23 protein-coding genes and 3 pseudogenes are annotated in these 22,521 nt (G+C 70.0%); 19 read left to right on the forward strand and 7 right to left on the reverse strand.

Annotation, left to right across the window (positions count from 1 at the left end; genetic code table 11):
- Positions 1–5 precede the first annotated feature (5 nt).
- From QA802_RS41655 to QA802_RS26735, 4 genes and pseudogenes are all read left to right on the forward strand, one after another.
- Positions 6–368, forward strand: a pseudogene (locus QA802_RS41655) (hypothetical protein); the annotation flags it as partial.
- A 16-nt stretch (positions 369–384) separates the two neighbouring features.
- Positions 385–588, forward strand: a pseudogene (locus tag QA802_RS26725) (IclR family transcriptional regulator domain-containing protein); the annotation flags it as partial.
- A gap of 115 nt (positions 589–703) precedes the next feature.
- Positions 704–1,342, forward strand: coding sequence for a hypothetical protein (locus QA802_RS26730; protein ID WP_334527559.1), 639 nt, complete (start codon positions 704–706; stop codon positions 1,340–1,342).
- A 93-nt stretch (positions 1,343–1,435) separates the two neighbouring features.
- Positions 1,436–2,788 carry an Nramp family divalent metal transporter gene (locus QA802_RS26735; RefSeq protein ID WP_334527562.1) on the forward strand — a complete coding sequence of 451 codons (1,353 nt, stop codon included), beginning with the start codon at positions 1,436–1,438 and terminating at the stop codon, positions 2,786–2,788.
- A gap of 129 nt (positions 2,789–2,917) precedes the next feature.
- On the opposite strand, the gene QA802_RS26740 is transcribed toward QA802_RS26735, so the two are convergent.
- Positions 2,918–4,186, reverse strand: a complete 1,269-nt coding sequence (locus tag QA802_RS26740; RefSeq protein WP_334527565.1) for a hypothetical protein — start codon at positions 4,184–4,186, stop codon at positions 2,918–2,920.
- Between the two features lie 93 nt (positions 4,187–4,279).
- A complete protein-coding gene (locus QA802_RS26745; RefSeq protein ID WP_334527568.1) occupies positions 4,280–4,789 on the reverse strand; it encodes a SigE family RNA polymerase sigma factor in 510 nt (169 codons plus the stop codon).
- Positions 4,790–4,910: 121 nt separating this feature from the next.
- Here QA802_RS26745 and QA802_RS26750 point away from each other — a divergent pair, with 121 nt between their 5' ends.
- From QA802_RS26750 to QA802_RS26820, 15 genes and pseudogenes are all read left to right on the forward strand, one after another.
- Positions 4,911–5,315: a hypothetical protein gene (locus tag QA802_RS26750; RefSeq protein ID WP_334527570.1), complete on the forward strand. Its 405-nt coding sequence runs from the start codon at positions 4,911–4,913 to the stop codon at positions 5,313–5,315.
- A gap of 315 nt (positions 5,316–5,630) precedes the next feature.
- The gene (locus QA802_RS26755; protein WP_334527573.1) at positions 5,631–6,500 is read left to right on the forward strand and encodes a hypothetical protein; all 870 of its coding nucleotides are present in this window, start codon (positions 5,631–5,633) and stop codon (positions 6,498–6,500) included.
- An 86-nt stretch (positions 6,501–6,586) separates the two neighbouring features.
- Entirely contained in the window at positions 6,587–7,294 is a 708-nt protein-coding gene (cpaB, locus tag QA802_RS26760) for a Flp pilus assembly protein CpaB (RefSeq protein ID WP_334527576.1), read from the forward strand.
- A gap of 13 nt (positions 7,295–7,307) precedes the next feature.
- The gene (locus tag QA802_RS26765; protein ID WP_334527579.1) at positions 7,308–8,564 is read left to right on the forward strand and encodes a CpaE/TadZ family protein; all 1,257 of its coding nucleotides are present in this window, start codon (positions 7,308–7,310) and stop codon (positions 8,562–8,564) included.
- A 70-nt stretch (positions 8,565–8,634) separates the two neighbouring features.
- A complete protein-coding gene (locus tag QA802_RS26770; RefSeq protein WP_334534909.1) occupies positions 8,635–8,964 on the forward strand; it encodes a pilus assembly protein in 330 nt (109 codons plus the stop codon).
- A 97-nt stretch (positions 8,965–9,061) separates the two neighbouring features.
- Positions 9,062–9,448: a TadE/TadG family type IV pilus assembly protein gene (locus QA802_RS26775; protein WP_334527582.1), complete on the forward strand. Its 387-nt coding sequence runs from the start codon at positions 9,062–9,064 to the stop codon at positions 9,446–9,448.
- 85 nt (positions 9,449–9,533) lie between these two features.
- Positions 9,534–10,871 (forward strand): TadA family conjugal transfer-associated ATPase, encoded by a 1,338-nt coding sequence (locus QA802_RS26780; RefSeq protein ID WP_334527585.1) that lies wholly within the window; start codon positions 9,534–9,536, stop codon positions 10,869–10,871.
- Positions 10,872–10,876: 5 nt separating this feature from the next.
- Positions 10,877–11,821, forward strand: coding sequence for a type II secretion system F family protein (locus tag QA802_RS26785; RefSeq protein ID WP_334527588.1), 945 nt, complete (start codon positions 10,877–10,879; stop codon positions 11,819–11,821).
- 27 nt (positions 11,822–11,848) lie between these two features.
- Positions 11,849–12,736: a DUF5936 domain-containing protein gene (locus tag QA802_RS26790; protein ID WP_306949545.1), complete on the forward strand. Its 888-nt coding sequence runs from the start codon at positions 11,849–11,851 to the stop codon at positions 12,734–12,736.
- Between the two features lie 219 nt (positions 12,737–12,955).
- A complete protein-coding gene (locus QA802_RS26795; RefSeq protein ID WP_443042295.1) occupies positions 12,956–14,149 on the forward strand; it encodes a sensor histidine kinase in 1,194 nt (397 codons plus the stop codon).
- Complete coding sequence (locus tag QA802_RS26800) at positions 14,146–15,024, forward strand: response regulator (protein ID WP_503461613.1); 879 nt, start codon at positions 14,146–14,148, stop codon at positions 15,022–15,024. Before QA802_RS26795 ends, QA802_RS26800 begins: the two co-directional genes overlap by 4 nt.
- 163 nt (positions 15,025–15,187) lie before the next feature.
- On the forward strand, positions 15,188–15,385 hold the full coding sequence (locus QA802_RS26805) for a Flp family type IVb pilin (RefSeq protein ID WP_334527597.1): 198 nt from the start codon (positions 15,188–15,190) through the stop codon (positions 15,383–15,385).
- A pseudogene (locus QA802_RS26810) lies at positions 15,382–15,980 on the forward strand (pilus assembly protein TadG-related protein). The gene QA802_RS26805 and the pseudogene QA802_RS26810 overlap by 4 nt, the downstream one beginning before the upstream one ends.
- 29 nt (positions 15,981–16,009) lie before the next feature.
- Entirely contained in the window at positions 16,010–16,597 is a 588-nt protein-coding gene (locus tag QA802_RS26815) for a hypothetical protein (RefSeq protein WP_334527599.1), read from the forward strand.
- An 8-nt stretch (positions 16,598–16,605) separates the two neighbouring features.
- Entirely contained in the window at positions 16,606–17,244 is a 639-nt protein-coding gene (locus tag QA802_RS26820; RefSeq protein WP_334527602.1) for an OmpA family protein, read from the forward strand.
- Between the two features lie 3 nt (positions 17,245–17,247).
- Here the strand turns inward: QA802_RS26820 and QA802_RS26825 are convergent, their stop codons facing one another.
- The 5 genes from QA802_RS26825 to QA802_RS26845 form a co-directional block, all read right to left on the reverse strand.
- Entirely contained in the window at positions 17,248–17,538 is a 291-nt protein-coding gene (locus QA802_RS26825; protein ID WP_334527605.1) for a winged helix-turn-helix domain-containing protein, read from the reverse strand.
- A gap of 509 nt (positions 17,539–18,047) precedes the next feature.
- On the reverse strand, positions 18,048–18,548 hold the full coding sequence (locus QA802_RS26830; protein WP_334527608.1) for a hypothetical protein: 501 nt from the start codon (positions 18,546–18,548) through the stop codon (positions 18,048–18,050).
- Positions 18,549–18,789: 241 nt separating this feature from the next.
- Positions 18,790–19,395, reverse strand: coding sequence for a hypothetical protein (locus QA802_RS26835; protein WP_334527611.1), 606 nt, complete (start codon positions 19,393–19,395; stop codon positions 18,790–18,792).
- 157 nt (positions 19,396–19,552) lie between these two features.
- Complete coding sequence (locus QA802_RS26840) at positions 19,553–20,215, reverse strand: hypothetical protein (RefSeq protein ID WP_334527614.1); 663 nt, start codon at positions 20,213–20,215, stop codon at positions 19,553–19,555.
- A complete protein-coding gene (locus tag QA802_RS26845) occupies positions 20,212–22,521 on the reverse strand; it encodes a hypothetical protein (protein WP_334527617.1) in 2,310 nt (769 codons plus the stop codon). The genes QA802_RS26840 and QA802_RS26845 overlap by 4 nt, the downstream gene beginning before the upstream one ends.

Consider the following 22,521-nt stretch of genomic DNA (forward strand, 5'->3'; position numbering starts at 1 on the left):
AGAGACTGAGCGGGACTCCCACTCACCAGAACACTCTCGAGCACACTCCAACCCGAGCAGCTCCGACCCCTCGGCGACCGGGACTCCGGCCTTCGGCCGGGGACCCCCATCTCACTTCGCTCGCCCACACCAGCACGGGAGCCACGACGAACGTGACCGCCACCGGACCCCGCAACGCCCCGGCCGCCTCACACGGCACGCACGTCGTGGACGCTCCAGTCGCCTCGCACGGGGTGAACGTCGTGGACGTCGTCGCGCTCGGCGAGTCCATGGTCGTCCTCCTGCCCTCCCGGCCGGGCCGCCTCGCCGGTGTGCCGTCCTTCGACCGGGGAATCGGCGGCGCGGAGTCCAACGTGGCCTGCGCCCTCGGGCCGCCGACCTCGCGGCCACGAGGCGTCCATCAACTGCGTCGCCGCGCCCGTCCGGGGCGCCGACGGCCGGGTGGTCGCCGCGCTGTCCGTCTCCGCGCCGAACGTCGTCGCCACCGCCGACGAGCTCCTCACCCCGCTCCCGCTGGTCCGCCGCGCGGCGGACGCCGTCAGCGGCGAGTACTCCGGCAGGACGCCCGTACCGGCTCCGTCGGCTTGAGGGTGGCCGTATTGCGCGGCTTCGTCTGGTTCTCCATGGATCGCCGTGCGGAGCTCCCGTAACGAAGTAGGGGCTGGCTGTGTCCGGCACAGGATCGTCGACCATACTGCCCGCTGTGGAGCAGCGCATAGGTACGAGCAGCCAGCCCCTGAAGGGCGCCGGATTCGACCCGGCATTCGTTCCCGGGCTCACGTCGCCCGTGACCGCGGGGCCGTCCGACGCGAAGCCGGCCGAGGCCGACGACGCCGAGGCGGTCGTCGACTCGGAGGAGGTGGAGAACACCGACACCGGATCCGGGTCCGAGGCCGACGCCGACGCCGTGTCCGACGCGGAGGCGGAGACCGAAGCCGACGCCGAGGACGGGGAAGCGCAGGAGCCGGAGGCATCCGCCGCGGGTCCCGTCTTCGAGGCCTCCGACCGCCGGGCGCGGATCGCCGCCGACGCCAGGGGCGTCCGGCTCCGCCTCGACGAGGAGGAGTGCGAGTTCCGCTGGGACGAGATCGGCGCCGTCGAGACCGAGACGCCGCGTTTCGGCAAGCGGTACACCATCACCGTGCACACCCCGGAACGCCGCTGGTACCCGATCGAGATCGAGGCGACGTCCAGGGCGCGCTTCGCGGAGTGGGACGAGCAGCTGGACGCTGTCCTCGACGCCTACTTCGACGAGGGGGACGCGGACGCCGGGGACGCCGAGGCCGACAACACCGACGCCGAGCCGGTCAACGCCAAGGACGCCGACAAGGACGCCGACTAGGGACCGGTTCGCGTGAGGGCGGGCTGAGCACATCGGGTGGAGATCGGGCAGGCCCTCTTGCCCGACCGCCCGCTGTGGGCTTTCTTGACCCTCATGGCGGACACCACGGAACCCCCCACGGGAAACACCAAGGCCACCGAGGACACCGGGGCCGGCAAGGCTCCATCCGGCGTCGACCAGACCCCCAGAAAGTCCAGCTGGAAGTACATCGGACCCGGCATCGTGGTCGCGGCGACCGGCGTCGGCGCCGGCGACCTCGTGGCCACCCTCATCGCCGGCAGCAACTTCGGCTACACCCTGCTCTGGGCGGCGGTCGTCGGCTGCCTGGTCAAGATCTCCCTCGCCGAGGCGGCCGGCCGCTGGCACCTGTCCACCGGCCGCACCCTCTTCGACGGCTGGGCGGGGCTCGGCCGTTGGACGACGTGGTTCTTCGGCGTCTACCTCGTCGTCTGGGGCTTCGTCTACGGCGCGGCGGCGATGTCGTCGAGCGCGCTGCCGCTGCAGGCGCTGTTCCCGGACGTGATGGGCCTCAAGTCGTGGGCCGTCGCCTGCGGTCTGGTCGGCCTGGTGTTCGTCTGGTTCAACAAGTACGCCGTCTTCGAGAAGGTCATGACGGTCCTCGTGGGTGTCATGTTCGTGGTCACCGTGTACCTGGCGGTCCGCGTCACCCCGAACCTCGGCGACGCCCTCGCCGGCCTGCTGCCGGTCCTGCCGGACGAGAAGGACTCCGTCCTCAACACCCTCGGCCTGATCGGCGGCGTGGGCGGCACCATCACGCTGGCCGCGTACGGCTACTGGGTCAACGCCAAGGGCTGGACGAACACCGGCTGGATGAAGGTCATGCGGCTGGACAACCGCGTCGCCTACCTCACGACCGGCGTCTTCGTCGTCGCCATGCTCTTCGTCGGCGCGGAACTGCTGCACTCGGCGAACGTGTCGATCGCGAGCGGCGACAAGGGGCTCGTCCAGCTCAGCGACATCCTGGAGGCGAAGTACGGCGCGGCCACGGCCAAGTTCTTCCTCATCGGCTTCTTCGCGACGTCCTTCACCTCGCTGATCGGCGTCTGGCACGGCGTGAGCCTGATGTTCGCCGACTTCTACGCCCGCCTGCGGGGCGGCAGCGACACGACCGGCACGGAGGTCGCCTCCGGCGAGCGGGAACGCTCCTGGCCCTTCCGGGCGTACCTGCTCTGGCTGACCTTCCCGCCGATCGTGCTGCTCTTCCAGGGCCAGCCGTTCCGCCTGGTCATCCTCTACGGTGTGCTGGGCGCGGCCTTCCTGCCGTTCCTGGCGGGGACGCTGCTGTGGCTGCTCAACTCCTCCCGCACGCCCCGCGAGTGGCGCAACGGGCTGCTGAGCAACGCGATGCTTGCACTGGCGGGGCTGCTGTTCCTGGTGCTGTGCGTCAAGCAGATCTGGGACCAGCCCTGGTCGGATTTCTTCTGACCCCCGACCGGGCCCCGCGGAGCCCCCGTTGAACCCCGCGGAGCCCAGCCGGGCCCCGGCCCCGTCGGGCCCCGTCGGGCCCCGTCGGGCCCCCGTCCGGACGCGCCCGGCCGGGGCCCGCGGCGGCCGTCAGTCCTGGTCGCTCAGCCAGCGCGGGCTGAGCGCGATCGTCCGCAGCTGCGCGACGGTGAGAGCGGGCTCGGCGCGGGTCGCCGCCTTGTTCTGCTCGGCGGCGTTGAAGGCGCTGACGACGACCCGCAGACCGTCCTTGCGGAGGGTGTCGACGGTCCACATCACGACCCCGGCCCCGCCCTTCTCACCCGGGCCCTGCCGGACGGCGACCCGGGTGCCGTCGGCCAGGGTCTCGGAGCCGTCGCCGAACAGCTCGTCGGCGACGTCGGACATGCCGGGCTGCACGTTGATCTGGACCAGGCTCCTGCCCTTGCCGTCGTCGACGACCATGTAGCCGTACCCGGTCTCCTGGCTGCCGTACGAGACGCGTTTCAGGCTGGACGGCAGCAGGAGGCTGAGCTTGCGCAGGATGAGCCACCCGGCCATCTCCGCGGGCCGCGTGGACGCGCTCGCGGCGGCGGAAGGCTTCTGCTGCTCGCGGGGCATGGCGTCCACGATCCGGCGCCACTCCGAGGCCGCGGCGAGGGTCCTCAACCGGGCCGTCGACAACGGGGGTTCGGGGCGGGTGACCGGCTTGCCCTTCTCCGCCGCCGCGTTCCACTCGATGACGCTCACATGCTGCCCGGCCGGAGTGACCAGGTCCGCCCCCCACGCCTTGGTGTCCTCACGGCGGTCGGGATACTCGTACCCCTGGTAGACGGTGACCGCCGACCCGTCGGGCAGGACGTCCGTCCTGCAACTGTCGAAACCCGACTGCCCGCCGTCCGAGCAGGGCATCACGGCTGTGACGGGATCGAACTTCCCCGGGGTGTCGGTCCGGACGCGGTCCAGGCCGACGGAGACGGCCCCCTCGCCTTTGCCGTCGTCGAACACGCCGAGGGCGAGCGGCGGCAGTTCCTCGTCCGTGCCGCGCGCCTCCGTCTTGGTCAGCTTCCCCTTCGGCAGCAGCTTCTTGAGGGTGCGGAACACGTCGTCGGCGGAGTACGCGGCCGGCTTGGCGCTGGAGCTGCCGCTCGCGGCGACGGAGGAGGGGTTCGGAGCGGGCGTGCCGCCCCACGGCACGAGCAGCGTCCCGCCCACGCCCACCAGGGCCAGGCCGGCGACGCCGCCCGCGACGGCGGCCCTGCGCCGCAGCCGCAGCCGGTGCCCGCGGGCCTGACCGGCGGCGGCGAGCGCGCCGCCCGGCCGGTCGAAGGCGCCGCCGGCCTCGTGCAGGGCGGCGGAGAACCGCTCCTCGAAGGGATCGCTGTGCTGGTCTACGGGCATGGGGAACCACCGTCTTCCGCGTGGGATGGAGTGAAGTCGTGTGAAGTGCGGCGGGCCGGCGGCCCGGAGCCGGACCGTCGAGGGCCGGACGGCTCAGGGCCGGGCGTACTCGCTCATGTCCTCGCCGAGCAGTTGCCGCAGGCGTCCGAGGGCACGGGAGCAGCGGGTCCGCACGGCCGCTGAGCTGGCGTTCATGGCGTCGGCGGTCTCCTCTATCGAGCGGTCCTCCCAGTACCGCAGCACCACGACGGCGCGGTCCTTGGCGGGCAGCCGGCCGAGCGCCTGCACCAGCGTCAGCCGCAGTGAGGCGTCGGTGCCTCTGCGGTCGGGCAGGTCGGGGAACACGTCCGTGGCCTGTTCGCGGCTGCTGCGCTTGCGCTGGTGCGCGAGGAAGGTGCGGGTGAGGACGGTCTGCGCGTACCCGGCCGGGTTGTCGACCCGGGACACCCGTCCCCAGCGGACGTACAGCCTGCCGAGGGTCTCCTGAACCAGATCCTCGGCGAGATGCGTGTCCCCGGCGGTGAGCAGACACGCGGACCGGTAGAGATGCCGGGCGCGCGCTGCCGCGAACTCGGCGTACTCGTCCGCGCGGACCTGCCTCATGTGTGTGCCCCTCGTGTCGGTTACCGTGCCGCCCTCACCTCACTGATGCGGTGGGGCACGGTAAATGTTTCAAGGGAGACCGAAAGTGGGCGCACAGCCCCCGCCGGGTAGGTTTCCCGCTGTGACCGAGCAGCCCCCGCCCCCGCCCCCGCCACCGTCCATCCTGCCGCCGTCCACCCCGCCGGGGTTCGGCCCGCCGGGGTTCGGCCCGCCCCCACCGCAGTACGCCCCGCAGCCCCAGCCCGGCGGCCCGGACTTCACAGCCGTCGACAAGCACAACGCGGTCGTCGTGGACGAGGCGGGCGTCGCCTTCGAGATGTACGGCATCACCGTCGACTTCCCCTGGCCCGAGATCCGCAGCGTCCACTACAAGCCGAGCCCCGACGGCAAGGCCCTCATGGTCGCCGTGGTCCACATCGACGGCCGCGTCTACGAATGCGTCGTCAAGGCCAAGCCCAAAGACCGCCTCCAGACCTGGTTCCCCCACCTCGCCCGGGTCCTGTCCCACTACCGCCCGACAGGCTGACCGGGCCCGTCGGCCCCCTCCGGCCACGGCAGGGCGGGTGCGTGCGGGGCGACCGTCGACGAGCAGGCGTTGACGGCCGTCGCGTTTCCGTTGTTGTCAAGAGGTCGTCGTCGGCTCCGCTTGTGGAGGGTCCGTGTGCGTAACCTGCCCCGGTTTGGCGGGACTTGCGCGAAGAAGAGTTGTCAGGCAGCTACGGAAAGCTGTTCTCCGGCCACAGGGGCGTGGATACAGTGCTGAGGTAGTCACGCAACGAAGTCACCCCGGCGCACCGGAGTAACGCCGGTGGGCCGGACGGCGGGAATCGGGGAGCTGCGCGTGCCAACAGCCATTGCCGTGACCGGAGCCGACCTGGCGCTGTCGCCGCAGGACGAACGCACCCTGCCCGCCGCCGTGCTGACCGGCCTCGATCAGCAGCCGCTTCAGGACGCCCTCGCCGCCGTCCAGTCGCTCGTCGACCAGCACGGGCATCTGATCGTCGTGTACTCGCGGGCCGTGCCCGCCGCCGTCGAGCAACGGCTGCACACCATCCGCTCCCTCCTCGAGAGCGACCGCATCGCCCTCTTCCGCCCCGACCTCCCGCCGCTCGCCGTCGCCGTCCTGGTCCGCCAGTTGCGTCAGCTCGCCTCCTGCGACCTCGGCCCCGGCGTGCTCGCCTCCGCGGGCCGGCTGCTCACCCACTACCTCCACGCGGGCGCCCTCCTCGGCTCGGTCGCCCGGCTCGACCGGGTGCCCGGCGTCGGCCTGAAGTCGCACGCCCGGTCATGGGTGCCCGGCAGCCAGTTCGGCGTGCTGGCCCACCCCAAGCCGGAACTGGTGAAGGCCACCCCCGAAACGACCCTGCCGGGACCCGAGTTCGGCACCTGGCTGCTCGTCGCCCGCGGACACCTGCAGTCCGACTGGGTCACGGACGTGCTGGCCCCCGCCTGGCGGGTGCAGGGACTGCGGGAGACGGAACTGCCCGCCGAGTCCGCCGACTGGTGGGGCACCGGCAAGGCGATCGAGTTCTGCGCCTACCTGCCCGACCTGTCCGTCCTCTACCAGCTGGTCGCCTCGGTCCGGCAGAGCGTGTGCCACTGGTGCGGCATCGACGTCATCGGCGACCGTTGCGTCTTCTGCTCCGCCACCCCGCCGTCCGCCTCCGAACTCGCCGTCCGTCCCGCCCGCGAGCTCACCGCGGGCGGCTGAGACGTACGCCCGGTCTCTCCGCTCCGCCCCGCCCGCTCGTTCCCGTCCGTTCGCCCGACCCGACTCCCGACGAGGTTGTACGGCTCATGAACTCCCGTCAGCGCCGCGGCGTGATTCTGCTCATCCTGTCGATCGTGTGCGCCCTCGGCGCCTTCGCCGGCGTTCTCTCCGTCATCGACGACGTGAAGTCCAAGGTCGGTCCCGAGGTCACCGCGTACGAGCTGCGCTCCGACATCGCGCCCTACACCGCCCTGAGCGCGGGCCAGTTCAAGAAGATAGAGATGCCGGAGCGCTGGCTGTCCGAGAACGCCGTCACCGACCTCGCCGCCATCCGCGGCAAGATCGCCGTGACGACGCTGCGGAAGGGCTCCCTGCTGCAGAGCGACATGATCGTCGACCAGCCCGCCCTCCAGCCGGGCCAGCAGGAGGTCGCCATCATGATCGACGCGGCGACCGGCGTGGCCGGCAAGATCACCCCGGGTTCGTCCGTCAACGTCTACGCGACCTTCGAGGGCGCCCGCGACAGTGATCCCGACCAGTCGAAGATCATCGTCACCAACGCCCGGGTCCTCGACGTCGGCGAGCTGACCGCCCTCGAGCCGGACGAGAAGAACCGCAGCCAGTCGCCCAGGGACGCGGTGCCCATCACCTTCGCGCTGTCGACCCTCGACGCCCAGCGCATCACGTACGCCGAGTCGTTCGCCAAGCGCGTCCGCCTCGCCCTCGTCGCGCCCGGCGGCAGCGCCACGGTCCCCGACAAGGACCGTACGTACGAACTCGCCACGGACAAGTGAGAGGCCGCCGCCCATGCCCACGAGGATCCTCCCGGCCGTCGGCGACGCGGACGCGGTCCGTTCCCTCACCACCCTGCTCAGCCAGCTCCCCGACGCCGAGCCGGTCGCCCCGGTCGCCGACTCCACCCAGCTGGTGGACACCCTCGCCCGGCTCGCCGCCGAGTCGGTCGACGAGCTCCCCGAGGTCGTCGTCGTCCACGAGCGGATCGGCCCCGTGCCGGCGCTGGAACTCGTTCGCGAGGTCGCCCTGCGTTTCCCGGCGGTCGGCGTCGTCCTCGTCACCACCGACGCCGGGCCCGGCCTCTTCGCCGCCGCCATGGACGCCGGCGCGCGCGGCCTGGTCACCCTGCCGCTGAGCTACGAGGACCTCGCGAACCGTGTGCAGGCCGTCGCCACCTGGTCGGTCGGGGTACGGCGTCATCTCGGCCACGGCGGCGACGTGTTCACCGGCGCGGGCGGCACCGTCGTCACCGTCAGCGGCGCGAAGGGAGGCGTCGGCGCGACCCTGACGGCCGTCCAGCTCGCCCTCGCCGCCCAGGCTTCCGGCCGTCCCACCGCCCTCGTCGACCTCGACCTCCAGGCCGGCGACGTCGCCTCCTACCTGGACGTCCAGTTCCGCCGTTCGGTCGTAGACCTCGCCGCCATCGCCGACATCTCGCCCCGCATCCTCGCCGAGGCCGTCTTCCGGCACGACAGCGGAGTGGCACTCCTGCTCGCCCCCGGCGAGGGCGAACGCGGCGAGGAGGTCACCGACCGCGCCGCCCGCCAGATCCTCGGCGCGCTGCGCTCCCGCTACGAGGTCGTCGTCGTCGACTGCGGCGCCCAGCTCGCCGGCGCCGGCGCCGCCGCCGTCGAACTCGCCGACCGCGCCCTGCTCGTCACCACCCCCGACGTGGTCGCCGTGCGCGGCGCCAAACGCACCGTGCGCATGTGGGACCGGCTGCAGATCCGCAAGGCCGAGGAGACGACCGTCGTCGTCAACCGCCACACGCGCGCGACGGAGATCCAGCCCCCGCTCATCCAGAAGATCACCGGCACCGCCGTCGCCACGACGACGGTGCCCGCCAACTTCCGCGAACTGCAGGCCGCGGTCGACGCCGGCCGGGTGGACGCCCTCGACGCCAAGGGCGCCGTCCGACAGGCGCTCTGGGCGCTCGCGGGGGAGCTCGGGCTGGTCAAGGCGCCGGAGACGGCGCTGGTGCGCCGCGGCGGCGGACGCGCCCGCGGTGCGGACCGGGGGCCGGCCGGGTTCCGGCGGCGGAGGGAGTGAGTTGACCGCACAGCGGACGAGGGCGTTCCTCGCGGGTGACCGGGGCCAGGTCACCGTCGAGTTCCTCGGCATGCTCCCCACCATCATCGTGACGCTGGTGGTGGTGTGGCAGTTCGTCCTCCTGGGATACACGTACACGCTCGCGGGGAATGCTGCCGACGAGGCGGTGCGGGCGGGCACGGCGGCGCATCCTGGGGCGCGGTCGGCGGCCTGCGCACAGGCGGGCAGGGACAAGCTGGGGGACGCGTGGGAGGGGGGCGCCGAGGTGAGCTGCGGGGGCAGCGGTTTCGTGACAGCCGAAGTCACGCTGCACGTCCCCGTCCTGGTCCCCGGCCTGATCGACTTCCCGTTCCCGGTGCGCGCCCACGCCGGCGCGGTCGAGGAAGAGGACGGCGACTGAGATGGCGTACCGGGCGTACCGAGGGCGTGGACGGGAGCGGGGCTTCTCGCGGGGCCGACGACCAGAGCGGGAGCGCCGGGGGAGAGCGGGGGAGCGGGTGCGGGACCGAGGGCGCGGACGCGCGTACCGGTGGGAGAGCGGGAGCGGGAGCGGGCGGGACCGGGGCCAGGCGGCCATCGAGTACCTGGGCTTCCTGCCCGTCCTCCTCGCCGTCGCGCTGGCCGCCGTCCAGCTCGGGCTGGTCGCGTACGCGGCGCAGCAGGCCGGGACCGCGGCGCGCACGGGGGCGCGCAGCGCGTCGCTGCGCGAGGACTACGCCGGGGACTGCGCGCGGGCGGTCAGCGCTTGGCTGAACGCCAGTTGCGCGCCCGCGTACTCCGACAAGGAGGTCCGGGTCACCTCCACCGTCGACATCCCCTCCGTCATCCCCGGCATCGGATTCGGAGAGGCTCACAGGACAGCCACCATGCCACTCGACCACTGACGCCGACGCGGACCCCGCCGCCCCCAGTCCACGAGATCGACGAAGTCCACGAGATCGACACGAAGTCCACGAGGAGGAACCGGAGATGAGCCTGCGGGCGCGCATCACCTCCCCCGACGAGCACGGCGGGCGCGGCGAGGACGGCCACCTGGTCACGTCCTACCGGGCCAAACTCCTCGAGGAGATCGACCTCGCCGAGATGAGCGCGCTGGCGGCGGCCGAACGCCGGGCGCGGCTGGAGCGGGTGCTGGGGCACATCATCAGCCGCGAGGGCCCGGTGCTGTCCACGGGGGAGCGCGCGCAGCTGATCCGCCGGGTCGTCGACGAGGCGCTCGGCCTCGGCATCCTGGAACCCCTGCTCGAGGACGCGTCGATCACCGAGATCATGGTCAACGGACCGGACGCGATCTTCGTCGAACGCGGCGGCCGGGTGGAGCAGCTTCCCCTCCGCTTCGCGTCCAACGACCAGCTGATGCAGACGATCGAACGCATCGTCTCGACGGTCAACCGGCGGGTGGACGAGACGAACCCGATGGTCGACGCCCGCCTCCCGTCCGGCGAACGCGTCAACGTGATCATCCCCCCGCTGTCGCTCACCGGCCCCATCCTCACCATCCGTCGCTTCCCGCGCTCCTTCACCCTGCACGAACTGGTCGGCTTCGGTTCGCTGGACGAGCAGATGCTGTACCTGCTGGCCGGGCTGGTGCAGGCGAAGTTCAACGTGATCGTCTCGGGCGCGACCGGCACCGGCAAGACGACGTTGCTGAACGCGCTTTCCGGCCTGATTCCGGACGGCGAACGCATCATCACCATCGAGGACTCGGCGGAACTGCAGCTCCAGCAGTCCCATGTGATCCGTCTGGAGTCCCGCCCGCCGAACGTGGAGGGCAACGGCCGCATCACCATCCGCGACCTGGTGCGCAACTCCCTGCGCATGCGCCCCGACCGGATCGTCGTCGGCGAGGTCCGCGGCGGCGAGTCGCTCGACATGCTCCAGGCGATGTCGACCGGCCACGACGGCTCCCTCGCCACGGTCCACGCCAACAGCGCCGAGGACGCGCTGATGCGGCTGCAGACCCTCGCGTCGATGTCGGAGGTCGAGATCCCCTTCGTCGCGCTGCACGACCAGATCAACAGCGCGGTGGACGTCGTCGTCCAGCTCACCCGTTTCGCCGACGGCGCCCGCCGCGTCACCGAGATCGCCCTGCTGGACAGCCATGGCGGAGAGCCGTACCGGCTGGCGACGATCGCCCGGTTCAACGCCCGGCCGATGAGCGCCGACGGCCGTATCGACGGGGCCTTCGAGTACTTCCCCCTCCCGCGCCGCACCGCGGACCGGCTCTACATGGCGAGCCAGCCGATCCCGCAGGCGTTCGGGGTCGCGCGTGACGCACTCGAACTGACCACAAGGGAAGCCCGGTAACGCTGATGGACCTCGACACCCTCATCACCCTCACCACCGGCGTGGCCCTGCTGACCTGCGCCCTGGCCGTCGCCGGCCTGCACGCCTACACCCGGGGCCGGGCCCAGCGCGCCGAACTGGTGGAACGCCTGACCTCCGCCGGGCAGGTGCACGGCGGCGCCCGCCGGCGGCGCTTCCACACCCTGGACCGGCGGCTGCGCCGCACCGCGACCGGCCGCCGGCTGGAGCTGAAGCTCGCGGCGACCGGTCTGGACGTGACGCCGGGCGAGTTCTTCGTCTACCTGCTGGCCGCGGTGGCCGGCCTGTGGCTCGTCGGCCAGGCCACCCTCGCCCCCTTCTTCGGGCCGATCGCCGGCCTGCTGGGCGTCTGGGCGGCCTGGCAGTTCCTGACCTGGCAGCGTCAGAAACGCATCGAGAAGTTCATCAACCAACTCCCCGAGCTGGCCCGCATCCTGGCCAACGCGACCCACGCCGGACTGGCGCTGCGCACGGCGATAGGCATGGCGGCGGAGGAGCTGGAAGCGCCCGCCGGTGAGGAACTGGCCAAGGTCGCCAACCAGTTGGCCGTCGGCCATTCCATGGACGACGCTCTCGGTGAACTCGCCGAGCGCCTGCCCTCCCGCGAACTGGTCGTCCTCGTCACCACCCTGGTCCTCTCCAACCGGGCCGGCGGCCAGGTCGTCGGGGCGCTGCGCAACCTGACGGAGACGCTGGAGGAACGCAAGGAGACCCGACGCGAGGTACGCACCCAGCTGTCCCAGGTGAACATGACGGCGTATGCGGTGCCGGTGTTGGGAGTGGGCTCCCTCTTCCTCATGAACGGCGTCAAGGACGGCGCCCTGGAGCGCATGACCGGCTCCCCGGTCGGCCAGGGCGCCGTCATCATCGCCTTCGCCCTGTACGCGGTCGGCTTCGTCCTCATCCGCCGTATGTCCCGCATCGACGTCTGAGCGGCCGGGAAGGAAGGAGCACGCGCCATGGAACTACTGCTCGCACTCGTCATGGGTCTCGCCGTCTGGGGCGCCTTCGCCGGCATCCGCATGTACCGCGCGGACGCCAAGCTTCCGCCGGACCTGGCCCTGGCCCTGGAGGTCGGCGCGACCCGCACCGGCGCGGTCGACTCCGTCGTCGACCGGCTCGGCATGCGGTACGCCCCGGCCGTACTGCGCCTGATGGGCCCCAAGCAGGTCGCCAGGTACCGCCGCAAGATCGACCTGGCGGGCAACCCGGGCGGGCTGACCATCGACCGCTATGCGGCGCGCCGCGCGGTGTACGGCGCCCTCGGCGGCTTCGGCGGGCTCGTGTTCCTGCTGCAGGGCAGGATCGTCGTGGCCCTGCTGCTCTTCGCGTTCGCCGCGTTCTGGACCGAGGTCGGCATCTGGGCGGCGATCCGGATCCGCAAGGACGTGATCGAGCGGACGCTGCCCGACTTCCTGGACGTCCTCGCCGTCGTCGTGAGCGCCGGGCTGGGCTTCCGGCAGGCCCTCGACCGCGTCGCGTCGAAGTACGAGGGGCCCTGGGCGGACGAGATCCGCATCACCCTGCGCCAGATGGACCTCGGGGTGAGCCGCCGGCAGGCCTTCGCGGAGCTGCGCCGCCGCAACGACTCCGAGCAGGTCGCCATGTTCGTCACCGCGCTCCAGCAGGGCGAGGAGCTGGGCGCGCCGATCGTGGACACGCTCGTGTCTATCGCCAAGGACATGCGCCGCACGGACGCCCAGAACGCTCGCCGCAAGGCCGCCCGGGCGGTCCCGAGGGCCACGCTGATGATCACCACGTTCATGGTCCCGGCGACGATGCTCCTCCTCGGCGCCGGCCTCCTCCTCGGCTCCGGCACGGACTTCAGCCCGCTCACGGGCGACTAGGCAGGCGGGTGAGAGACGGCAATGACGACGACAAAGACCACGACGGCGACGCCCAGGAGGGAGATCGTGAGGGTGATCGCGAGGGCGATCGCGAGGGCGCGCAGCAGGCTGCTGAGAAGGCGGGTGAACGGGCCGCCGGATCCGCCCACGCCGGTCGCGCCCATCCCGCTCAGCCTGCCTGACCCGCCCATCCCCATCCAGGTCAACGCGCTGCAGGCGATGTCCCGGCAGGTCTTCGGCTTCCGGCTGGCCATGATCGCCGTCGCCGCCCCGGCCGCCCTCCTCAACGCGGCCCCGGGAATGGGCGTCCGACTGGTGGGGGCGGCGGTCGTCGTCACCTTCATGGGCTCGTACGTCCTCTTCCGCGACTGGGAACGCTTCGGCCCCCTCCTGCTGAGACACCCCTCGCTGCTCGTCGCGGACACCCTCCTCGGCGCTCTGCTGCTGGTCTCCGCGGGCCCGGGCACGACACTCGCCTACGTCAGCGTCTGCACGCCGCTGCTGGCCGGCATCGTCTACGGCTGGCGGGGCGCCGCCTGCTTCGCCTCCCTCCAGTCGCTGATCCTGCTGCTCGTCCACGCGGCGCTGCGGCACGGGCCGGACGTGAGCGTGGCGGAACGGCTGCTGCTGCCCGGCCTCTGCGTCATCACGGGGGCGATGGGCTCCACCCTGCGCGGGCTGATGCTCCGCTTCGGCGCGGCGACGCACGCCCTGACCGAGGTCAAGGCGCGCCTCGCCGTCACCGAGGCGGTCGCCGCGGAACGTGCCCGACTGGCGCGGGAGATGCACGACTCGGTCGCCAAGACGCTGCACGGCGTGGCGCTCGCCGCAGACGCCCTGGCCTGCTCGGCGGTCGCGCCCGACACGGACCCGGCCCGGGTGCGCCGGCACGCCGAGTTGATCGCGCGCGCCGCACGGCAGGCCGCCGCGGAGTCCCGTGAACTCCTCACCGACCTGCGCCGCGAGGAGCCGGAGGACACGGTTCGGGGCGTCGACGTGCTGCCCGAACTGGCCGCCCGCACCCGGGACTTCGCCGCCCTCACGGGGCTGCCGGCCAGCTACCACGCCACCGGCGACCGGACGACGTTGCCCGTGCCGCCCGTCGTGGCCCGCCATCTCCTCACGATCACCTCGGAGGCCATGGACAACGTGCGGCGCCACGCCGACCCGACCCGCGTCGCCGTGCACGCGGGCGTCCACGGCGACCGCCTGTGTATCAGCGTCTACGACGACGGCCGAGGCCTGCCCGACGGCACCACACTCGAAGATCTACGCCGATCCGGCCATTTCGGCCTGGTCGGCATGGTGGAGCGGGCCGCCGCCATCGGCGCCCGCATCCACATCGGCCGCGGCGCACACCCCGAGGGCACCGAAGTCCGCCTCGAACTCCCCCTGACGGCGTCCCGCCCGTGAACGGCCTCCCGCTCCCGAAGGAAAGCGACGTCATGCCGGCCCCACCCGCACCCCCCGCCGCGGTGCAGCCGCTCTTCCCGCCTCCTCCCCGTCCCGCCCCCGTGCGCGTCGTGGTGGCCGACGACAACCCGGTGGTCCGCGCGGGCCTGACCGCTCTCCTCTCCTCCCGGGAGGACATCACGGTCGTCGCGGAGGCGGCGGACGGCCGCGAGGCCTACGAGGCCGCGGCACGGCACCGCCCCGACGTCGTCCTCCTGGACGTCCGCATGCCGGGCGTCGACGGCCTCACGGCCCTTCCGCACCTGGCGCGGATCGCACGGGTCGTGATGCTGACGTACAGCCACGAGGCCGAGATCGTCCAGGCTTCCCTGCGGGGCGGGGCGGGCGGATACCTGGTCCACGGGGAGTTCACCGTCGAGGAACTGACGTCGGCGGTACGGGACGTCACCCGGGGCCGCGCCCATCTCACTCCGACGGCTGCGACGGCGGTGATGGCACACCTCTACACCGATGCGACTGCACACGCAGAAACGGACCCACTTCCCCTATTTCCAGTGACTTCACCGAATCGGCTTTCGCAGATGCAACCTGTTATGGGACAGTCGACACGGGAACGCGACGGGGAACCGGAACGGGCACGGGCACGGGAAGCCGGCACGAGAAGCCGACTCAGCGCGAGGGAGGCGGAGATCATGGACCTGATCGCATCGGGCATGAACAACCAGCAGATCGCCGCCACTTGTTTCATCAGCGAGAAGACGGTCAAGAACCACATCAACCGCATCTTCGCGAAACTCCACAGCGCCAGCCGTTCCGAAGCCACCGCCACATGGCTGGGCACGGCACCCGGCGCCGCACACCGAGGGGTGGGCTGACGGGTGACGAGGAGGCGACGGAACGGCCGGGCGGTCCGGAATTGGGCCCGGAATTGGGCCCGCGGGCCCTCTACCGGAACCGGCGTCGAGGCCTACGCTCAGGGTGCCGACAGCGGCACCGGCACCCAGCGAGCCGGTCACGCGACACCCGGAGGGGAACAGCATGACCCAGTGGATCAACACGGTCGTCGCCCGTGTCCAGTCCCGAGCGCGCCGCAACGACAGCGGCCAGACCGCGGTGGAGTACCTGGGCATCATCGCCGTGGTCGTGGCGATCGTCCTGGCGATCACGGGCACGGACATCGGCCAGACGATTTACAACGCGATCACGGACAAGATCAACGAGGTCATCTCAGGCTGACGCCGTCACCTCGGTTCGGCGACGCAGGGCAGGCCTTCCCCATCTACATCACGGTGGTGGCGGGTCTGCTCTTTCTCGCGCTCGCTTACCTCGCCGTGGGACAGGCCGCGGCGAACCGGAACGGCGCGCAGACGGCCGCGGACGCGGCGGCGCTCGCCGCGGCTCTGGACACGAGGGACAAGCTCGCCCGCGACTGGACGGAGAGCGTGCTCGACCCGACGAAGTGGCAGGCCATCTTCGACGCCACGGAGACCGTCTTCGACGGGTGTGGACGTGCGGCCCAGCTGGCCGCGGCAAACCACGCGACCGCGGAGTGCGGACCCTCGGACGGGCTGCCCCCGGATACACGGTGGACGTTGAGACGACCGAGCCCGTCGGCGACTCCATCGTGCCCGGCACCGAGAACCTGCACGCAAAGGCGACCGCCACCGCGGTGATCGAGCCGGCCTGCACATTCGAGCTGCCCGAGGACGCCGACCCGGTCCTGCTGCCCACGCTCACCTGTGGCGACGGCGAGGAGTGGACTCTGGATCCGGAGCACCTCACGGAACTCCCCCGGCCCGAGGACCTCTTCCACGTCCACTTGGCCGACTGAGCAGCGAACGACGAGAAGGAAGCAGCGTGATGAGCATTCGGTTCACGGCGAAGGCCGTCAGGAGGATGGCCGCCCTGTCCGCGGCGGCCGGGTTGGTCCTTGGCGTGGCCGGTTGCAGCGGAGGCGGCGGCGACGGCGAGAAGCCGCGGTCATCGGCGTCGGCGTCCGCGTCGAAGGGGAAAGGCTCTGCGCCGAGCGCCCAGGAGGGACAGTCCGATGAGCCTCTTGCCGAACTGAAAGGTCCGACCGGACTGCTGCTGGAGATCACTTCGGCAATGCGTGACTCCGGTGGCTTCGTCACGGTGTCCGCGGACCTGAAGAACGACAGTGACAAGTTGTTGACGATCCCTGCCCAGTTGAGCGGCAACGAGACAGAGATCATCAGGAACGGCAAGTCCTTCGGTGGCGCGACCCTCGTGGACGCCAAGGGCAAGAAGCGTTACTACGTGCTCCGCGACACGGACGGCCGGCCACTCACCACCACAGGCGTCTCGAGCATCAAGTCGGGTGACTCCGTACCGGTCTTCATGCAGTTTCCGGCACCGCCCGCCGGCACCGCACAGGTGACCTTGCAGGTGCCCATGTTCGCCCCTGCTGACATCACCATCTCCGGGTGAGGCCCCCCATGCCCCGCACCCGCACCCGCACCCGCCCACTCCCGTCCCGTCTCACCCTCGCCGTCCTCGCCGTCGCCGCCGTGCTCGTCGCCCCCGCCCCCGCCCGGGCCGACACCCCCAGCGTCCCGCCCGGCACCGAACCCACCGCGTCCGCGCCTGTGGACGTCGACGCCAACGACCCCGATCTCAAGCTCCCCGAGGGCGGCACACTCGCCGAGCCCAAGGTGCTCGACATCAAGCAGGTCGTCGAGGACGAGACGGGCGACGAACGGCGGGAGGACACCAACGCCGACGTGACGTTCGCGCTCCAGGCGGAAGTCCTCTTCGGCAAGGACAGCGCGAAGCTCGGCGCGGCGGCGAAGGCACGCATCACCACGATCGCCGCCGAGATCAAGAAGCAGAACACCACCCTGGTCCGCGTCTTCGGGTTCACCGACAACCTGGGCTCCTCCGCGCACGGCGACGTCCTGTCGAAGCAGCGGGCGGACGCCGTCCAGGCGGAACTCGCGGGAGAGTTGAACGACCCGAAGATCACCTTCGAGGTGCGCGGCTACGGCGAGCAGTACCCCATCTCCGACAACTCGACCGAGGCCGGTCGCAAGAAGAACCGCCGAGTGGAGGTCACCTTTCCCCGCACGGCGAGCTGAGCGTCACTCTTGCGGCGGCTCACTGTTCCCGGACTCGGGCAGCGGGTCGGCGACGAACGTGCCGCGACCGTGCACCGTCTCGATGAGTCCCCTGTCGCGCAGAACCTGAGCTGCCCGTCGGACGGTGAGGTAGGCGACGCCGTATTCCTGTGCGAGATCGCGTTCGGCTGACAGCCGGACGCCGGGCTGGAGCTCTCCGCTGCGGATCCTCGCCTCGACGTGGTCGGCCACGGCGACATAGATGAGCTGGGACCCCTGCGGGCTGAAGTCGGGCACCTCACTGCGGTCACTCACAAGGGCAACGTAAGCCGGGGCCGAGCTATGCGAATCTTTAGAGAGCTATACATAGCTATACATTGCTTAGTAAGGTCAGGTGCAGCAGAGACGTGGCCCTGGTCATGGCGGCCGACTTCGGGATCGACCTGGGCCGGCATGTCGTGGGCGCGGAGAGGGCGGCGTGATGGGCACGGGGGACAGGGAACCCCGCCCGCCGGTACGGATGTGCGTCCGCTGCGAGGTGACCACCGAGGCTCCGGTCGTGGTGGGAGTCGTCCACCAGAACTCGGGACCCGGTTTCGTGGTGTACGCGTGCCGGACCTGCGCCGCGCACTACCCGCCGGAGCCGGACGTCCTTTCCGTCCCCTCGCCCACCCGCCAAGCGGGAAGGCCGGAGTAGCAGGGTGGCCTGTCCGAGCGAGTCGGCGGGCCGCCCCGGCAACGAGGACGTGCAGGCAGGTGCCGCCGCCCGACGGACTTCGCTGCCTGCCGGGATCTCGGGTAGGCACCCACTTGGCGAAGCACTGTCACTCCTCGCTGAGCGCCAGGTCGTCGGGAATCAGCGGGGCATTGGTGCACTTCAATGCGTCGCGCAGCGAGCGGGCGAGGGTGACCACCAATCGCTCGTGGAGGTCGGCCGACACCTTGAGCGCTCTCGTTCGAACTCTCACCTCGAGAGGTATCCGTGCCTCTTGCTCGCCATCAGTACCGCTGATCTTGCAAGCGAATATAGCGTCGGTGTCCCGACCACTCGCCGAATGATGATGGTCGGCGTAGACGTCTCCGCCAACGGGACGCCAAGGTGATGAGGCCGATCGGACGGCCTTGAGGTTGTCTTTGGCCCATTCCACGGTCGTGGAGAGGAGGATTTCGCCTGAAAGACTGCAGGGGGCATATTCTTTGAGTGAATAGTATTTTTGGTCTGGGCTCCACTTCACTACCTCTTCGACCAGTCCATTCCGTAGGTTGCCGACAGGCAACGCCTCATTTGTGAAACGGAGGTCGTCCGAGCCTTCCGTGCTGCGCATCAAGTCCATGTTCTTGGATCCGAACAATTTGTCACAAGTCTGCCACTGAACAGGGTAGCTTTCACGGAGGGAAGGCTCGCTGGAGCAGCCCGCCAGTAAAGCCAGTGCCGTCAGCGCTCCGCACCGGAAGGCCCAATCAGATCTCATGCGCATTCCCTATCCGACCTTCTCCAGATCTCCCACGAGCGCTCTCCCGTCATAGTAGGAACCCGAAGTCCCTCCACGGCCAAGGAGGGCCGGTTCACCCTCCGATCGCCAAGTCGCTCGGGATATCCGGCCTATTAGTGCATGCCAGTTCATCTCGAAGCGCGCGGGACAGATGGACGATCAGCCGCCGACGGAGATCTACCAAGGCTTTCCGGTTACCTGGCGTGGTGATCCTGGTCTCGATCAGCACCTGCTTCTGCTGCTCGCCCGCCCCCTTGATGTCGCAGCGAAAAAGAAGGTTGACGTCGCCGACTACGTAGGAGGTGTTGGCTACGTAGACGTCCTCGGCCGCCCGGTGCCATAGCTCGGTGTCGGCCTGTACCGCCCTCAGGTTATCTGCGGCCCACATCGCCATGGCTTTGAACTGGCCGTCGCCCGAGAGCCCGCAGACCTCGTATTCGTCGAATCCCTTGTATTCGTCGTAGGGCTCGATCGCTTCTCTTGTCAAACCCTTCTGGATCTGCTCCACGGGCAAAGAACGGCGGGAGAACCTGAGGTCGTCCGAGTCAACGATTTCCCGCAGAGACTCCATGTTCCCGGTGCCGAGCAGCGCATTGCAGGTTTTCCACTGCGTGGGGTACTGCTCGCTCAGCGACTGCTCGCCCGAGCATCCGGTCGCCAGCGCCAGCGCCGCGATCACCCCCCACCGGGCGATCCGCGTCAGACATCCCACGACGACACCTATTCGTTGTTCGAGATGGTGGTTTTCCGGTCAGGTACTGACGGACGGCCCGCTGCCGTTCACCATCAGTCGACGGAGCAAGAGCGGTGAACGGCGGTCTGTGGCACCTGCGCACTCACAGAGTGGCCGGGATGTGCAGGTCATTGGTGCACGGCAGCCCTTCGGCCAATGTGCGGATGAACTGGGCGGTCATCTCGTCGAGGAGCTTGGTGTCGAAGTTGGGCACGTTCCTTACCTGGGTCTCCACCTCGAAGGGGAGGCCGGCCTCCTGGTCCTTGTGGGAACCCTTGATCTTGCAGGGGAACACAGCGAAGACATGCAAGCCTGCATCCTCCCGCTTGACGTAGACGCTGCCCGCGGACTCCCAACCGGACCCCGCCTTACCGGCCGTGATTCTCGCCGGCGAGTCCAATGCCCAGGCTGCATACGAGGCGAACCGCTTGTTGGTGTTGTCCACGCCAAGCTCGCAAGGGTGGTCCCTGGTGCGCAGGCTCAACTCCTTGCCAGGTTCCCAGCGCCGGGTGACGGCGGCCCGGGCGGACATCAACTCGTCTACCGGAAACGGCGAGTTCAGGGTCTCCAGGGTCCCTTCACCCATCGCGTCCTGGAGGGCGTCGATCCGGTCGGCACCGAACAGCGCGTTGCAGGTGCTCCAGCCGATCGGGGCGTCATTCCTGTCCTTGCCGTCTCCGTCCTCCGAACCGGAGCACGCGGAGAGCAGGGCCAGTACCGCGGCCACCACACAGACGGAGGGAAGCATCTTCTGGACGGGCTTCACTGCGACACCTTCTCCGCGTCCGAGATGGCGTCCTTCCCATCCCTGTACGAACCCTCGATCTCCCGGTTGAGCTCCAGTTTCTCTGCCTGTGTCATACCGATGGCGTCGGCGTAGTTGTTCACGGGCACCCAGGCTCCGCGCTCGCCGGCGGCCTCAAGGCCTTGCACCGACCGCAGCGCCTCAGGGTCGTTTTTGTACTCGTTGTCCTCAAGGTATTGCAGTGTGTGAGTCCCGTATCCGGTGTCGAGGGTGGACCCGACGACCTCCACGACAACTGGGACCGCAGTGGCGGCGACTACGCCGGCAGCCGGTCCCAGGAACACGGCCGTCGCGCCTGCCGTCACAGCCGCGACACCTGCCGCGACACCTCCTGACGCCAACGTCTTGCGCCACTCGCCCTGCTTTTCCATCGCGAGGTTCCGGGCGGTCTCGTCGTCTTTGAAGTCCTCGCGAATCTGGTGTGCCCGGGACTCGTCGAGGATGCCGTTCACCTTGGCCGAGTTGTGGGCGAAGGCGATTCCGTCGTCACGGGCACCCTCGTGGGAAGCGAGTCCGCTCGCCGTGTAGACCTGCTGGGCAGCGGACAATGTCTGGTATCCCTCCTCGTCCCCGGCGACCAGCATCATGAAATTCCGCGCCCCCTGTTCACCGAAGCTCCTGTGCGCTGAACCGTCGCTGCTGTCGCCGAAGATCCGGGCGCGGCCCAGCTCGTCGCCCGCCTTGCCGAAGTCCATGACCGAGTAGTTGAGGTCGTCGATGTACGCCGCGCCCATGCGGGCCAGGCTGTCCTTCATGACGTCGGGAGGCGACCCGTGGTCGGAGGCGACGTTGTAGCGGTTGATGACCTTCTCCATGATGTCGGCCGTCTGCTCGTCCCGGTGGAGCGCCGGTGGGTCCGCGTCCCACGCCGACCCCGTGGTCGCTGCCTCCAGGGCGTGGCCGAGGGAGTCCGGGCCCATTTCGCGGGCGTGTGCCGCCTCGTCGCTGGAGGGGTGGGCGAGGCTGTCCGGGGCCCACGTGAAGTCCTTGTCGTTCAGGACCTCGAAGTAGTTCTCGTAGGTGACGGTGCCGTTCTTGTCGACCGTGCCGTCCTCCCGGTAGACGGTCGGCGGGTCGGTGAAGAACTTCTTCGCCGCCTCGGGGCTGTGTCCGAGGCCCTCCAGGACGCTCGTCAGGGGGTCGTAGCCGTTGCCGTTCTTGCCCGACGGGTTGAAGCCCCAGTCGAGGTCGGATCCGACGGCCATGGGCTTGTTCGCCACGAACCGGTAGGGATTCGCCTTGTGCAACTGCGCCACGTGCTCGGCGATGGGGTTGATGAACCTCGGGTCGTAGTTGCCGTAGCGCAGGATTCCGCCGAGGAGCTGGTAGCCGTACGGCGCGCTGCCCGCGCCGGGGTAGAGCTGGACCTGCTGAGTGCCCAGCTTGCGGAATTCCGAGGACCAGCTCGCCGGCAGGTGCGGCCTGTTGTCGGGATCGGTCGCCGAGGCCAGGGCCAGCCCCATGTTCCGCTGGAGCTGCCGGGTGAGGGCGAGCCGCTCCTTGTCGTCTCCCATCGTGCCGTCCAGCGACATCCGGCCGTAGAACTCCAGCGTCTCCTTCGGGCCGCCGAGCGAGGTGTAGAAGTCCGTGGAGAAGTCGGCGTCCGTGGCGTTGAACCGCATGATGGAGTTCAGTTCCATGTACTGCTTGTCGGTCATTTTCGGTCCGAGCTTGGCCAGTTCGACCGCGCGCTCGGCCTGGGCGTCGTCCAGGGACCCGTACGACGCGTGACCGGCGTTGTGCTTGTCGCCGCCGTGGCTCTTGGCCAGCGCACGGGCGAGGGACGCGTCGATCTCGGAGGCGTGCGCGACCAACCGGTTGACGCGGTCCTCCAACTCCTGCTTGGCGTCGAGCTGTTCCTGAGTGCGTTCGTCGGTGTCACCCCGGACGTGCGGGAAGAAGCAGCGGACCTTGCCCTCGCCGATGTCCTCGACACGGACTCCGAGGTTCGGTGCGTCCTGCTGGACCGCGGTCCTGATCTTCTTCTGCAGTGCGACGAGTTCCGTGTGGCCGTCCACGAGCACCGTGTGGATGCTGTCGGCCTCGACGTGCAGGTCGGAGATCTCCTTGACCGTCTTGGTGACGAACTCCCGGGTCACCGTGGCGTTCACGCCGGCCCACCGGGCCTTGTCCGACTTGGCCTGCATGCCCGTGCGGGCGTTCTCCGCCGCCGTCTTGAGCAGGTCCACGCTCTTTTTCCAGTCGGAGACCGCGGAACCGAGCTTGCCGAGGTCGACCTCGACGAGATCCGTGTAAGTGAGGGCCAC

The organism is Streptomyces sp. B21-105 (genome assembly GCF_036898465.1).
Lineage (GTDB): Bacteria > Actinomycetota > Actinomycetes > Streptomycetales > Streptomycetaceae > Streptomyces.

Excerpts from the sequence above, each read along its gene's own strand:
- QA802_RS26765 (WP_334527579.1), top strand. The coding sequence starts at position 7,308 with ATGCCCACGAGGATCCTCCCGGCCGTCGGCGACGCGGACGCGGTCCGT.
- QA802_RS26820 (WP_334527602.1), top strand. The coding sequence starts at position 16,606 with ATGCCCCGCACCCGCACCCGCACCCGCCCACTCCCGTCCCGTCTCACC.
- QA802_RS26815 (WP_334527599.1), top strand. The coding sequence starts at position 16,010 with ATGAGCATTCGGTTCACGGCGAAGGCCGTCAGGAGGATGGCCGCCCTG.
- QA802_RS26735 (WP_334527562.1), top strand. The coding sequence starts at position 1,436 with ATGGCGGACACCACGGAACCCCCCACGGGAAACACCAAGGCCACCGAG.
- QA802_RS26790 (WP_306949545.1), top strand. The coding sequence starts at position 11,849 with ATGGAACTACTGCTCGCACTCGTCATGGGTCTCGCCGTCTGGGGCGCC.
- QA802_RS26770 (WP_334534909.1), top strand. The coding sequence starts at position 8,635 with ATGCTCCCCACCATCATCGTGACGCTGGTGGTGGTGTGGCAGTTCGTC.
- QA802_RS26805 (WP_334527597.1), top strand. The coding sequence starts at position 15,188 with ATGACCCAGTGGATCAACACGGTCGTCGCCCGTGTCCAGTCCCGAGCG.
- QA802_RS26785 (WP_334527588.1), top strand. The coding sequence starts at position 10,877 with ATGGACCTCGACACCCTCATCACCCTCACCACCGGCGTGGCCCTGCTG.
- QA802_RS26740 (WP_334527565.1), bottom strand. The coding sequence starts at position 4,186 with ATGCCCGTAGACCAGCACAGCGATCCCTTCGAGGAGCGGTTCTCCGCC.
- cpaB (WP_334527576.1), top strand. The coding sequence starts at position 6,587 with ATGAACTCCCGTCAGCGCCGCGGCGTGATTCTGCTCATCCTGTCGATC.
- QA802_RS26745 (WP_334527568.1), bottom strand. The coding sequence starts at position 4,789 with ATGAGGCAGGTCCGCGCGGACGAGTACGCCGAGTTCGCGGCAGCGCGC.
- QA802_RS26795 (WP_443042295.1), top strand. The coding sequence starts at position 12,956 with ATGTCCCGGCAGGTCTTCGGCTTCCGGCTGGCCATGATCGCCGTCGCC.
- QA802_RS26830 (WP_334527608.1), bottom strand. The coding sequence starts at position 18,548 with ATGCGCAGCACGGAAGGCTCGGACGACCTCCGTTTCACAAATGAGGCG.
- QA802_RS26780 (WP_334527585.1), top strand. The coding sequence starts at position 9,534 with ATGAGCCTGCGGGCGCGCATCACCTCCCCCGACGAGCACGGCGGGCGC.